Raw genomic sequence first — 12,645 nt, forward strand, 5'->3', positions numbered from 1 at the left:
GGGCGTAGCTAGGAGTCGGTACGGGCCTTGAGCCAGGCCAGGTACTCCTGGCGGACGTAGGGCCGGTAGGAACGACCGGGCGGGTTCAGCAGCGGCTTGATGGGGCCGCGCGTCGTGTAGTGGGTGTGGTCGAAGTCGGCGAGCCGTCCGGCCGCCTCTTCCGCCGTCTCGACTGCTGCGGCAGCGACTTCGGGCGCGTGCTTCTCGACCTGGTCGAGAGCGATGCGGTCGAGTAGGGCGGCCTTGCGGAGCCAGAATTCGCGTCCCATCGGCACGCCGAATTCCCTGTCGGCTGCCGCGCCGGCCACCCACGAAATCTCTCGGGTGATGCGGGGCGCGTCCGCGTACGCGGACGCGGGGGACGGGCACATCGCGGCATTGGGGTCGGGGATCACTTCGCCTCCTGGGGTTGGCTCACTGCTGGGTTTCGAGCGCTTTGATCAGCTCCGCGACGCTCCCGCCGAGAGCGGTGAGCCGGTGTTCGATGGCCTGCCAGGACTCGGGGTCGATGGCCATGAGGCTGGCGACGGCGGTGCCTCGGTCGCCGCGTTCGAGGGCAGTGAAGGCGTCGCGCAGCTCGCCCGACGGCCATAAGTGAGATGCGCTGCGGGAGGGGTGCTATGGCGTTCAAAGCGTTCTCCGTTCTGGTCAGTTGCCGATGTCTGCGATGGCGTCGCTGAGGGCGCCGATGAACTGGGTGATGGTGGGGGCCGCGTCGGTCTCGGAGAGGCTGAAGCCGAAGAGGGCGACGAGGATGAAGGCGCCGACGCCGATGGCGCGGAACTTCAGCGCGACGGCGACGAGGACGCCGAGGACGAGCACGACGGAAACCGTGAGGGTCATGGCATGAGCCTTTCGGTGGGGTCAGCGGGTGCCTTGGTCGTGGAGTCGGGAGGCGCGGTTGTAGAGCCAGCGGCCGAGGCGGATGCGCTTGCCGTGACCGTCGCAGCGGCGGCAGTCCTTGCCGCGCCAGAGCTGGCCGCGCCGGTTGGTCTTGAGGTGGAAGCCGAAGCCTCGGCACTTGCGGCAGGTGCCGAACGGGGAGATCGCGCACAGCGCGGCGTAACAGAGGGTGAGGAAGAGGAGGCCGGGTATAGCGGCCAGGATGTCGGTCATGGAGCCCTCCCAGGGCGGGTTTTCGGGCGTGCGAGGAGAGGGCCGCTATCCGCTAGCGGCCTGATCAGGTGGGATATGGGGCGCTAGCGGGGCCGCTAACGTTAGCGGTGGCTGCCGCTAGCGCCAGCGGCCCCGGACGCTCATCCGGCGTCGCGCTTGTCGTCACGCTCCGCAGCAGTGCGGGCGATGTCGACGCGGATGATGCCGCGCCGGTTGACGACCTTGCCGTCGATGCGGCGGCCGATCTGGGTTGTCTCGATGCCGAAGGGCTTGAGCGCGGCGGTCAGTTGCTCGGCGCCCCAGCCCTCGTAGGTCTCGGGGCGCAGTTCGGCCAGGCGCTCGATGACCGTCTCGTTCCACACCTTGGCTTCCTTGGGCGGAACGACGGCGAGGATGTCAGCGAGAAGCGTCTCGTTGCGCCCCTCGCGCTGCGGCTCCTCGCCAGCGGCCATGCCGCTGAGGGTGCCTGCCTTGATGCGCGCCTGGCGGGCGCGCTCACAGACGCTGTCGGCCTGGGGGTTGTCGAGGTAGTAGCCTCGCACGATCTGCGGCTCGTCGACGGCGCCGACGAGGTAGCCGATGCCCTTGTCGGACTTGGTGAAGGTGCTGGCCTGGATGCCCCTCTTGTACATCGAGGTGCCGAGGATCATGTCGTTCTCCGTCTGCCCCATCACGCGCATGCAGAAGCGGGTACCGACGTTGGCGCTGATGGCCGTAGGAAGCGAGTCCTTGTCCGGGCGCTGAGTGGCCAGCAGCAGGATGACGCCCAGAGCGCGGCCGCGCTTGATGATGGCCGTGCACAGGTTCGCCGCTTCCTTGCGGTACTTGTCGTGCATGAACAGCTCTTGGCACTCGTCAATGGCCAGGACCAGCGGGTGCAGGCCCAGACTCTTGGTCTTGGCCAGTTCGGCGGTGACTTTGTTCTCCGGGCACTTGTCCTTGGGCAGCGAGGCGATGACCTTCGCCCGACGCTCCAAGTCCCGGTAGACGTAGCGCAAGGACTCCAGAGCAGCGGCGGCCGTGGCGTCATCAGGCCCGCTGCCGTAGTCGGCCGCGACCTTGGCCAGCGGCGCCAGGTCGCCGGTTCCCTTCAGCTCCCACACCAGCAGCTCGGCACGCACGTCCAGCGCGGCGGCCAGCAGCAGGTTGCGCAGTGCGAAGGTCTTGCCCATGCCCGGCATGGCACCGATCAGTACGTTGTCGTACATCAGCGTCAGGTCGACACCCCGGCCACGCTGGTCGGTGCCGAACGGGACGGGCTTGAACAGCGAGAGCGCCCCGCTGTTGAGCAGCGGTCCGGGGTTGGGCTTGCCCTTGTTGAGCGCCTGATGTCCGACCCAGAGCATCATGCGGCCGGCGTGCTCGTCCGGCACCGGCTCGGGCCACACGCAGCCCAGCGGGCGGCGCAGCCCGGAGGCGAGGCGTTCGCGGCGGTCAAGGATGTCGGCCACCGTCACGCCGTACGGCAGGTCGACGTCCGCGCGCCATCCGGGGCCGTCCTGCCGGATCGGGTGCGGGAAGGTGATGCCCTCCCCGCCCTTGCCGAGCGCCTTGTTGATCTCGGCGATGCCCAGCGCGCCCAGAGCGCGCTCGATCATCGGGGAGGTCAGCCGCTCCACATGTGTGGGCACCACGGCCTGCGAGATGATCGGCTTGTCGGCGGGCGCCCCTACGCGGCCGAGAACGAGTACCAGCGCAGTACCCGAGAGGGCCAGCAGTCCCGTGGGCGCCAGGACGTAGCAGGCGAGTGCAGCCGGGAAGCCGACCAGCAGCGAGAGCGCCACCACAGCGCCGCGCCACCGCACGCGCCGGTCACGCTGCCGGGAGAGCTTCAGATACTCCCCGATGTCCTCGCTCGCTGCGGCTGCCTGCCGCAGCGGCTCACCCTCGGCGTCGGACACCCACCGCAGCGTCCCCCCGACGACCTTGGCCGCGCCCAACGGAGAACGGGCCGCGAGGTTCGCCGCGTAGTAGGGGGTGCGGATGGCGTGGTACGCGGCGGTGTGGCCGACGTACCCGACCAGCCAGCCGGCCGCGTCCAGCAACTCGGGCTTGGAGCGCAGCCAGCCGGGCAGCAACGCGTTTCGCCGCGCGCCTCGGATGCGCTCCATCAGCCCAGGGCCGGAGATCGCCGGCGGGTCCACCATCACGGGCGTGTCGCCCGACTCAGCCTCCTCCGACCTGTCGGTCGGTGGGACGCTGTCCGCCTCGGCCGAGGCGGTACGGGCCGACCGAGCTTTGTCGAAGTCGAGCACCCTGCCCGGCTCTCCCTCGGCCATCTCCGATTCGAGCCGCCTGAACAGCTCGTTCTCGTCCTCGTGGTTCACTGACAATTCCTTCCTGGTTGGGAGGAACCAGGGGTCCGGCCGCTGCTTTGGTCGGTTCGTGACCGGACCCCTGGGCTCACTGGGGGTGTGGTGGCCAGCTCTCAGGCCACACCTTGGAGTTCGCGCATGCGCGCGCTGATCCAGCCGACGGACCAGCCGGTGCGCTCCGCGAGCTGTCGCACGGTGTGATCCGGGTTGGCGGTACGGATGGCCTCCAAGGCCTCCTCCTCGCTCAGCTTCGCGGGCGCATTGCCGCGCTTCGGCGATGACTGCTTGTCCGCTGGGCCGGGCTGCGGCTGGCGTTCCCGAGTGGCGTGCCCTGCGTGTTCATGAACGGAGCGCTGTTGCTTGGGCTGTTCACGCCGCTGGCGCTCCTGCTGTTCACGGCGCTCGCGGTCGGCCCGTTCGCGCGCCTCGCGGGCCAGCTCGAACTCTCGCTGTTCACGCCGCTCGCGCTCCTCGCGCTCCGCTTCCAAGCGGCGAAGCCGCTCTTCGTGCTCACGCTGCTCGCGACGCTCGGCAGCTTCCCGCTCGGCGCGCTGCTGTTCCAACTGGGCGGCGTGCTCACGGGCCTCCCGCTCACGGCGCTCGGCAGCTTCGCGCTGCTGTTCACGCTCCTCACGCGCCAGACGCGCCTGTTCATCGCGCTCGGCTCTTGCGCGCTCGGCCTGTTCACGCTGCTCACGCTCGATGCGTTCAAGCGCCGCAGCGATCGCGCGCCGGTAGGCCAGCCCTGCCTCGGCGGTGACGATCAACAGGGTTGGCGCGACCGCGTGAACAGCCACGCCGACCAGGTCGCCATGAAGCGCCGAGTCGCCGATGTTGAGGGCGAGGGTCATGACGCCGGTCAGCCAGCGCAGCACGGTCGGCCAGGGTCCGGCGGAGCCGCCGAGGCGGGCAACGGTGGAGTCGAGACGTACGACAATCACGACCGCCGCGTCGACCACCAACGGCAGTACCGGCGCCGTCGGCTCCCACCCATCCGGGGTCACGCTGCGAACGAGCGGCGTGACGGTCAGAACGGAGTAGAGGATCGCGCCGAAGGTGATGCTCCACGTGCCGGCCGACAGCGTTCGCTCGGCGGAACGGATCTGGCTCGCGCTCATGGTGGAGAGCCGCACGCCAGCTCCTGTCCGGTGCGGTCCAGAAGCCGTACTCAAGCCGCCTCACCGCTCAGCAGCGCACCGACAGAGCGGACGGTCGAGGGACCCGAGACCATCGCTGCCAGTCCCTCGGCGACGAGCGCCGTGACTCGGTCGTACAGCTCAGGCTCTTCGGCAAGGATGTCGCGCGCTGCGTCCAGGCGAGCCGCGCGCTCCTCGCCACTCTCGTCTGACACGCCGAGCCACAGCTCCAGCGGCGTGCCGAGCGCCAGCTCCAAGGCGTCGTTCTCGGTGACGACCTCATGGCCGGCGATGAAGGACTTCATGGTCATGATCCGGACTCCTGCTTCCTGGTTGGGATAGGGAGACAGCGACGGCGGGCGCTACTTGGTCGGGAGTGCCGCCGTCACCTGCTGCTGAGCGCGCGCAGGTCAGACGCGAATGCGCCGAGGACGCAGAAAAAGGCCGGTCAGCCCGGAGATGACGGTCACGGTGGAGGCGAAGGTGACCGACGCGATAAGGAACATGCCCCCGCCGAGCTGAGCGACGGCGGTACCCATGACGACGCCGATGACCAGCCCAACCGCGATGAAGCAGAGGTTGGCGACGTCTAGCGTCGGCGTCCGTGGCTTGACCGCACGCGCCACCATCTCGACGTTCGCCGAGGGCACCGGGCGAACCGTGTCGTTGAGCCGCAACAGCACCACCCCGGAGGCCATGCCGGCGACCGTGCCCAAAGCGTCGTCCTGGCGGTCGCGGACGACGTCACCAATGGCGAGCAACATGATCGTTCTCCTTCCGAGTCGGGGAGCCAGGAATCCCCTGGCTGCGAACCGCTCGTCACAGACGAGTGGTCGTGACCCGCGACGCCGCAGCTCAGGCGGCATCGCGGACCAAAATCACTCGGCTTGGACACACTGTTGAGTTCTCAAAGAACGGCCGCTTCCTTCGGGCCCCTTTCACCGGGCCCTCCGGGCGGTTCCAGCACGTGACAGCTTGTGCTGTCACGTTACATTGCGCAAGCCCCTTGAGGCGCTTTTCGTGCTGGTACGTGTTAGCGGTGGGTAGGCTCGGAGTGTGACGAGAGCTGAGAACGACCCCAGAGCACCCTTCGAGCAACTAGCCGATGACCTGCGGGAACGGATCAAGAGCGGTGCGATCGCGCCCGGGGAAAAACTGCCTTCCGTGCGGAAGCTGGCCGAGGAGTCCGGCTTCGTTCCGGTGACGGTTCAGAAGTCCCTCAGCCTCCTTCGCAGTGAAGGGTGGATCTTCACCACGGGGCGCGGGAGCTTCGCCTATGACCCCGAGTCGCCGTACAGCCCCACTGCTTCGCCGGTCACTGCTGAACAGTTCGCCGAACTCAAGGCTCAGGTCTCGGAGTTGTCCAAGCGGCTCCAGGCCCTCGAAGAGCAACAGGCCGACCGCGCCGACTCGTAGCATCCTCACCTCCTCTCCTCCCGTCCTTGTCGCTGCGGTGAGCACTCAGCGTCGATAGGCTGTGTGCTGCTTGTGCATCTGTTGTACGGCTGCTGGCGGGCCGTCAAAAGACTGTCCATGTGGCCTCGATGGAGCTGCCACGAAGGACACAAGGGGGAGTCGCTGTGGGACAGAAGCCCAAAGCGCTGACGCCGGAGGCAGGGCCTCAGCACGAGTTGGGCGCGGAGATGCGCGAGTGGCGCAACCATCGAGGCCGCTCGCTCGGCAAACTGAGCGCCCGGATCAACTACAGCCCCAGCTACATGGCCCGAGTGGAGCGCGGGGACCAAGCCGCCTCGGCCGACCTGGTGACGGCCTACGACCACGAACTTCGCGCCGAGGGCGCACTGATTCGCAAGTACAGGCGTATTCAAGCCGCAGCTTCATCAAGCTGTGAGACACGTGACCAACCCCGTGACCATGTGTCCTATCAGGGCCCTGATGTGTCCAACACCTCTGTCCTTCTGGAGGACAGCTCAGCGGGTGAGGCAACGTCGTCGGAGGGGATTTCCGTCCCTGCCCGCACCGACGACGGAAGGATCATCTTCGTGTCGATATCGCGCCGAGCGCTGCTCGGCACCCTCGGCACTGCGGCGGCAGCCGCCGCACTCTCGGATGCTCCGGCTGCCGCCAATTCGCCGACACCTGGGACGTTGCCCGCCATGAACCCGATCGAGCACCTACAGGCCACACGTCGCGTGCTGATCGACAACGACAACATGTTCGGGCCGTACCAGAGCATCCCGATCGTTGAGCGGCAGATGGCAGCCATGAGGTCGCTGCGGCGAGAGCTTCGGGGCGAGGACCGACGGCAGCTCCTCCAGCTCCACACGCAGTACGCCGAGCTGGCCGGCTGGTTCCACCAGGATGCGGGCAACTTCCGCGCAGCCCAGCACTGGACGCGCGAAGCACTGGAGCTCTCTCACCTGACCGGGGACGCTGAGCTCACCACCTTCATCCTCGCGCGCCGCAGCCAGCTCGCCGGCGACATGCGCGACCCCATCGAGGCCCTGGACGTGGCGGAAGCCGCCGAAGATCGCGCGGAGCCTGGCAGCCGTCTCGCCGCCGTGGCCGCGACCTACGGCGCCCATGGGTACGCGCTCCAGGGCGACGCGGACGCCTGCAAGCGCGCCTACGACCACGCCCACGAACTGCGTGAGTCCATGGATCCCGACCCAGCTTCCCCGTGGGGGGTCTGGCTCGACGCCGCATACATCGAGGTGCACCGGGCTCAGAGCCTCAACGTCCTCGGCGACCACCAGGCGGCCGCCGAGAGCTTCGGCCGCGCCATCACCAACCTTCCGGCCGGCTTCCACCGCGACCGGGGCGTCTACCTGGCCCGCCAGGCTGTCGCTCTAGCGGGAGCGGGTGAAGCCGAGGAGGCTGGACGCACAGGCATGCAGGCCCTCCGCATCGGCGTGGAAACCGGCTCCGGCCGCATCACGCGAGAGCTGGCCCGCCTCGATGAAGACCTCGGCAAGTGGCATAGCGTCATCACCGTGAACGAGTTCAAGGACGCCATGAGGGACGCAGTGCTCAAGCAAGCGTGAGCCTCGTATCGTCTGCCTCAGTCCGCTCAGCCACCAAGGAGATGCCCAGTGCCCCGCCCGTACGTCACGCTCAGCGTCGCGACCTCGATAGACGGCTACATCGACGACACCAGCCCTTCCCGCCTCCTGCTGAGCAACGCTGACGACTTCGACCGCGTCGACCAGGTTCGCGCCGATTCCGACGCCATCCTGATCGGGGCCGGAACGATGCGGGCCGACAACCCGCGGCTGCTGGTGAACAGCGAGGAGCGACGCGCGGCGCGCGAAGCAGCCGGCAAGCCCGCGTACCCGCTCAAGGTCACGGTGACGAAGACCGGCGACCTGGAGCGTGAGCTGAAGTTCTGGCACCACGGCGGAGAGAAGGTCGCGTACACAACGGACGCCGCCGAGGACAAGCTGCGGGAGCGCTTGAAGGGCCTCGCCGACGTCGTCTCCACTGGCGAAGAACTGGACTTCGGCGCCCTCCTGGACGACCTCGGCGAGCGCGGCATCGAGCGCCTCATGGTCGAGGGCGGCGGCCAGATCCACACCGCGTTCCTCTCCCAAGACCTCGTTGACGAAATCCACCTCGCCGTTGCCCCGCTCGTCGTCGGCCAGGCCGACGCTCCCCGCTTCCTTCACCCCGCCGACTACCCCTGGGCCTCCACTCGGCGCATGACACTCGCCGAGGCCCGACCGATTGGCGACGTGGTGTTCATGCGCTACCTGCCCAAACAGGAGAGCCGCGCATGAGTGCCGAGCCGTCCGAATCCGACGAATATTGGATGAGGCGGGCCATCGAGCTGTCCCGCCTCTGTCCGCCGAGCCAGACGGCGTTCTCCGTCGGCGCGGTCATCGTGGACGCGGACGGCAACGAGATCGCGAACGGCTACTCGCGGGAGACGGGCCCGCATGTCCACGCGGAGGAGTCGGCTCTGGCAAAGCTGGCGGACGAGGATCCTCGTCTCGGCTCCGCGACGATCTACAGCACTTTGGAGCCCTGCGCAAAACGACGTTCCCGGCCGCAGACGTGCACCGAGCTGATTCTGGCTGCTGGCATTCCCCGGGTCGTCATCGCCTGGCGCGAGCCAGACCTGTTCGTGACCGACGTGGACGGAGTCGAGATTCTGCGTGGCTCGGGGGTATCGGTCCCCGAGCTGCCTCACCTGTCCCCAGCAGCTCGTGAGGTGAACGCGCACCTGCCCGGCATCGCTGGGTGAGCGTGTGGCTAGTGGGTGCGGTGAGGTCGCCGGGGGCTTGCGGGCGTCATATGACGAGGCGTCAGCTCGATAGGCTGCAGAAAGCAGCCTCTGACCAGGCGCAATAGCGAAGTGCAACTGGAGTATCAGCAGAGTCCAGATACCGGCACAAATGTCTGCTGGCATCGAACAACTCCTCGAATTCGGGAAGACCGCCTTCGAATCGTCCGACGGCCTGCAGTCCAACTGTCCGTATGTCCATACGGGGCGTCCGTGAAGGTTCACGCCGCAGGTCAGATGGGGCCGCGTAACGCCGATGAACGGTGGCGTCTGTCAGTGCGCTGGACAAAGGCTAGGACAACGAACGCCTCAGAACGAGGTCTCAACTCAGACGCGAGGAACGACGCCGACGAACTCCGCCCCCTTGTGGTTGCCCATGATGAAGGCGAAGCCATGTCCATTGCTGCACGTGAGGTCGACGCGCACGTACCCGCCACGGGTCCCCAACGGGCTCTCGTAGGAGTCTCGGTCAGGCTGCACGGTCACCGCCTCATGGTCACTACCTACGTCAGCTTGTTCCACCTCCTCGTTGCCGCAGGCCGGGCAATTGAGTTGCCATTGCGTCGACGAACCACCGGCGCTTCCCGCCGGTACCAAGATCTCCGCGTGAGACATGGCCATTGCGCGTCCTCCATTGTAAGTAGGCCGTGCCCCATTACACCGGATGCTGGGGCATTCCGACGAGCGATCGCTTGATCTCATCGGGTGAGGATCGTGTGGACTCACGCAGGTGGCGGCCGTCGTGTATACGTGCGTCGGGCGAGAAGAGGAACCGAGTCCAAGCAACTCGCTTTGCAAGTTTGTCCGCGCTGGTCTCGGTGTGGTCCAGTGTCAGTTCATTGACCATCTGGCTTGGAGCTAACGACGGCTCTCACTGTGACAATGATCTCGGGTTTTTGGAATGGCACGGGCTCGGGCATGATTCCTCGCATGGACCAGGGAACGGCGGCAGTACTCGGAGCATGCGTCGGTATGGTTGGGACTCTAGGTGCAGCTGTGTCGGCATATGTGGCGGCTCGACATCAGGTGCGCGAGCAAGGCAAGACTGAGCACAAGAAGACAATTCGTGCGGAACGCCGAGAGGCTTATCGCGGCTTCCTCATGGAAGTTTCAAGGTTTGAGCGGAATGTCGACCTCGCAAGGCTCGGATTGATCCGCCTTCAACTGGATGGGGCCGCTCCGGAAGTATGGGTCGAGAAATTCAGTGAAACTGACGACTTGAGTGATCAAATAAAAGAGCTGAAAGTTCAGTCCACTGACCTTCTGTTGGCTGGGCCAATAGAGTTGGCAATTCAAGCTGGTCCAGTCATTGACGCCCTAAACGATGAATTCGAGTGCCTCCACTCGGCAATATGTGGATATTCATGGGGGCGAGAGGAAGAGGAGGAATACAAGCAAGTCCGAGAAGTAGCAAGCCAGGCGATTACGAAATTGGGGGCGCTCGCATCACAGATCCTAAACATGGATCTTGTTTAGCACTCCGGTTGCACTTCTGGCACGGCTGGGAAGGGGAGTGCCGCCCAGCGCCACATCTCGGACAGGGTGTTGGCTGCCACGCTTTCCCCTCAAGCCCCCCTCAGTCTCCGGGGCTTATCTCCAACTCGTAGACAATCTCCGCGCGTGCGGCCGGTACGACGATGTCGGCAGTCTCAACCGGCCGCCCGTCCTCGGAGTAGTACGTCCGTTCAATGCGCGTGACGAGAGCTCCGCGCGGAATGCCGAGCATCTGCGCTTCCCGGGCTGACGCTTCGCCGGGTTCCGGCTGCTCGACGGCGCGGCTCACTTCGACGCCGATCAAGGCCATGCGCTCCACCACGCCACGGCCCGCATGTGGGCCGCCTTCCGGGAGCACGATGATCGTGCCACCCGTGATGCTCAGCGGTTCCCAGCTGGTCGAGAGCTGTACCGGCTTGCCCTCAGCCAGGAACTCGTAATCCGTACGGACGCAGAGGTCACCCTCAGTCAATCGGAGACGGGCGGCGATGCCGGGTGGCGCCGGCACCTTGGCCTCGCTCTGGGCCTCCCAGGTTCCTGTCTTCCCGAGGTCGGCCATGTCCGCCCGGAAGGGTGAGCCGTCCCGCCGTGCGCGTCGGAGCGAGCGGACCATGCGCAAGCGCTCACGCGGTTCGGCGACATAGGTGCCCGAGCCAGCACGGCCTTCCAAGAGGCCCTGAGAGATCGGCAGTTCTTGAGCGCGACGAACAACAGCGTCGCCGACGCCGTAGTCAGCAGCGAGACGCGCCCGAGACGGCAGCCGCTGACCCGGCGACCACTCGCCGTCCGAGATGCGGCGCCGGAGCAGGTCAGCGATGTGGAGATAGGGCGGCTGCTCAGGCATGTGGAAAATCTAGCTCACCAGCTTTAATCTAGATATCTAGCTTCACTCAACGTGAGCCCTAGCTGGCAGAGGATCACCATGCCCCAACCAGAGGCCGTGGCCCACTCGATCGCTTCAGCGATCACCGTGGCTGGGCTCACCCCACACATCAAACGCCAAACCGGTTCCATCCGTATCGAGGTGGTCATCCCCGAAGCCATGCCGGCGAAGACGTGGAACGCGCTCTTAGCTGCGCTGGGCAGAGGTGATCGCTTTGGGATGGAAGTCAGTGCTCAGGGCTCCGTGGCGTGGGCCGCCGTCCTCACAGGCGCGCCTCCGGACGAACCCGCTGCCACTCCACCGGGAACCGGGCCTCTGGCGTAGGGAGCCGCATGTCATGACCCGATACCTCGTTCGAGCCCTGGAGCGAACAGCCCGCTGGCTCTTCCCTGCCACCGGGCGCCACCGGCCGGTTCCGCCTCCAGTGGCCAGTGGGCACCTCGATGCCTCCCCAAGGCTCTACAGGCCACCAACGTTCACGGAAGAGCAGCCCAGCGCGCTCGTTCGCCCGTACTTCCTGGCGCACGAAGCATGTACGCGGCAGAACTACACACCTCGTCGAGCGCTCCTCATCTGGGCTCGCTCCGGCACGGCATATCCGGGCGGTGGCCAGGCATGAGCTACCGATCCCCTGTCTGTCACGTCGGGCAACACCAGAAATGCCGCCACGCCGACCACGCGCAACGGTCGAAGGTGGCGGCGGGCGTCTTCTACGAACCCTGCGACTGCCCGTGTCACCGTGCCGGCGCCGAGAGGCCGACTCCCGACGAGAGGCCCAAGCATGGCGCGAAGTGAGAAGCAGGTCGCCATCGAGGTCGACGCGGCTTCGGTCCTCCTCGGCGACGAGATCCAGATAGGCGGTCGAGCCCTGAGTGTGCTGGACCTTGTCCACCTCTCTGGCGGCTGCAAACGGGTCACGTTCACCAGCGGCGAGACCTTGATCATCACTCCCAGGACCACGCTCACCGTTCTCCGGACGGCCAAAGGATGGGACGGACCATGCTGACCGCAACCACGAGATTCCACGTCGGGGGGCGAGCACGTTGACCTACGACCGAGAGAGCACGACCCCGCCCCGCTCAGGGCTTCGCCTCCTGCCATGGGCGTCTGAGAAGGGCACTCCCTGCTTCCTCAGCCCGGAAAGCGGGGCCAGCGTCTTTACCCTGCTCGCCGACGCGGTGGAAGAGGAGCAACTGGACGACGCTGATGCGGCCCGCAGGCATGGACAGGCAGTGCTCGGCAACAGCGCGACAGACGCGGACGCGCTCCGCCAGGCGCTCGAAGCCTCCAACCGGGCACTGAATGACGTTCTCCGCGTTGCTGACAGCAGGGGTGACCGCCTGGCGGCCTATGAGGACGTTGCAAGCTCGTGCGACGACAAAGAGCGGGGCAGCCAGGATGGCGACGATCCGCACCTTCGTGCGGATGCGTTCGGCTGACGGCTGGCAGAAGACCAAT

The 12,645-nt window shown here is 66.5% G+C and carries 16 protein-coding genes; 7 read left to right on the plus strand and 9 right to left on the minus strand.

The window, feature by feature from the left end; translation table 11 throughout:
• Window positions 1-8: 8 nt before the first annotated feature.
• The 7 genes from ITI46_RS06650 to ITI46_RS06680 form a co-directional block, all read right to left on the minus strand.
• Window positions 9-395 (minus strand): hypothetical protein, encoded by a 387-nt coding sequence (locus tag ITI46_RS06650; protein ID WP_209238460.1) that lies wholly within the window; start codon window positions 393-395, stop codon window positions 9-11.
• Window positions 396-648: 253 nt separating this feature from the next.
• Window positions 649-843: a hypothetical protein gene (locus tag ITI46_RS06655; protein ID WP_209238461.1), complete on the minus strand. Its 195-nt coding sequence runs from the start codon at window positions 841-843 to the stop codon at window positions 649-651.
• A 21-nt stretch (window positions 844-864) separates the two neighbouring features.
• Window positions 865-1,116 carry a hypothetical protein gene (locus ITI46_RS06660; protein WP_209238462.1) on the minus strand — a complete coding sequence of 84 codons (252 nt, stop codon included), beginning with the start codon at window positions 1,114-1,116 and terminating at the stop codon, window positions 865-867.
• A 140-nt stretch (window positions 1,117-1,256) separates the two neighbouring features.
• Window positions 1,257-3,443: an FtsK/SpoIIIE domain-containing protein gene (locus tag ITI46_RS06665; RefSeq protein WP_209238463.1), complete on the minus strand. Its 2,187-nt coding sequence runs from the start codon at window positions 3,441-3,443 to the stop codon at window positions 1,257-1,259.
• Window positions 3,444-3,544: 101 nt separating this feature from the next.
• Window positions 3,545-4,564: a DUF2637 domain-containing protein gene (locus ITI46_RS06670; RefSeq protein WP_307808078.1), complete on the minus strand. Its 1,020-nt coding sequence runs from the start codon at window positions 4,562-4,564 to the stop codon at window positions 3,545-3,547.
• 35 nt (window positions 4,565-4,599) lie between these two features.
• On the minus strand, window positions 4,600-4,878 hold the full coding sequence (locus ITI46_RS06675) for a hypothetical protein (protein WP_209238464.1): 279 nt from the start codon (window positions 4,876-4,878) through the stop codon (window positions 4,600-4,602).
• Between the two features lie 99 nt (window positions 4,879-4,977).
• On the minus strand, window positions 4,978-5,331 hold the full coding sequence (locus ITI46_RS06680) for a hypothetical protein (RefSeq protein ID WP_209238465.1): 354 nt from the start codon (window positions 5,329-5,331) through the stop codon (window positions 4,978-4,980).
• A 292-nt stretch (window positions 5,332-5,623) separates the two neighbouring features.
• Here ITI46_RS06680 and ITI46_RS06685 point away from each other — a divergent pair, with 292 nt between their 5' ends.
• From ITI46_RS06685 to ITI46_RS35725, 4 genes are all read left to right on the plus strand, one after another.
• The gene (locus ITI46_RS06685; protein WP_209238466.1) at window positions 5,624-5,983 is read left to right on the plus strand and encodes a GntR family transcriptional regulator; all 360 of its coding nucleotides are present in this window, start codon (window positions 5,624-5,626) and stop codon (window positions 5,981-5,983) included.
• Window positions 5,984-6,147: 164 nt separating this feature from the next.
• Window positions 6,148-7,572 (plus strand): helix-turn-helix domain-containing protein, encoded by a 1,425-nt coding sequence (locus tag ITI46_RS06690; protein ID WP_209238467.1) that lies wholly within the window; start codon window positions 6,148-6,150, stop codon window positions 7,570-7,572.
• A gap of 48 nt (window positions 7,573-7,620) precedes the next feature.
• Window positions 7,621-8,304 carry a RibD family protein gene (locus ITI46_RS35720; protein WP_307808079.1) on the plus strand — a complete coding sequence of 228 codons (684 nt, stop codon included), beginning with the start codon at window positions 7,621-7,623 and terminating at the stop codon, window positions 8,302-8,304.
• Entirely contained in the window at window positions 8,301-8,771 is a 471-nt protein-coding gene (locus ITI46_RS35725) for a cytidine/deoxycytidylate deaminase family protein (RefSeq protein ID WP_307808080.1), read from the plus strand. Before ITI46_RS35720 ends, ITI46_RS35725 begins: the two co-directional genes overlap by 4 nt.
• A 366-nt stretch (window positions 8,772-9,137) precedes the next feature.
• Here ITI46_RS35725 and ITI46_RS06700 read toward each other — a convergent pair whose 3' ends face one another.
• Window positions 9,138-9,431, minus strand: a complete 294-nt coding sequence (locus ITI46_RS06700; RefSeq protein WP_209238468.1) for a hypothetical protein — start codon at window positions 9,429-9,431, stop codon at window positions 9,138-9,140.
• A 309-nt stretch (window positions 9,432-9,740) separates the two neighbouring features.
• On the opposite strand from ITI46_RS06700, the gene ITI46_RS06705 reads away from it, so the two are divergent.
• Window positions 9,741-10,286 carry a hypothetical protein gene (locus ITI46_RS06705; RefSeq protein WP_209238469.1) on the plus strand — a complete coding sequence of 182 codons (546 nt, stop codon included), beginning with the start codon at window positions 9,741-9,743 and terminating at the stop codon, window positions 10,284-10,286.
• A 100-nt stretch (window positions 10,287-10,386) separates the two neighbouring features.
• On the opposite strand, the gene ITI46_RS06710 is transcribed toward ITI46_RS06705, so the two are convergent.
• A complete protein-coding gene (locus ITI46_RS06710; RefSeq protein WP_209238470.1) occupies window positions 10,387-11,148 on the minus strand; it encodes a GntR family transcriptional regulator in 762 nt (253 codons plus the stop codon).
• A gap of 820 nt (window positions 11,149-11,968) precedes the next feature.
• On the opposite strand from ITI46_RS06710, the gene ITI46_RS06715 reads away from it, so the two are divergent.
• Both ITI46_RS06715 and ITI46_RS06720 read left to right on the plus strand, forming a co-directional pair.
• Window positions 11,969-12,193, plus strand: coding sequence for a hypothetical protein (locus ITI46_RS06715; RefSeq protein ID WP_209238471.1), 225 nt, complete (start codon window positions 11,969-11,971; stop codon window positions 12,191-12,193).
• A 172-nt stretch (window positions 12,194-12,365) separates the two neighbouring features.
• Entirely contained in the window at window positions 12,366-12,626 is a 261-nt protein-coding gene (locus ITI46_RS06720; protein WP_209238472.1) for a hypothetical protein, read from the plus strand.
• Window positions 12,627-12,645: the final 19 nt, after the last annotated feature.

The sequence above is a fragment of the Streptomyces oryzae genome (assembly GCF_017676365.1).
Classification (GTDB): Bacteria; Actinomycetota; Actinomycetes; order Streptomycetales; family Streptomycetaceae; genus Streptomyces; species Streptomyces oryzae.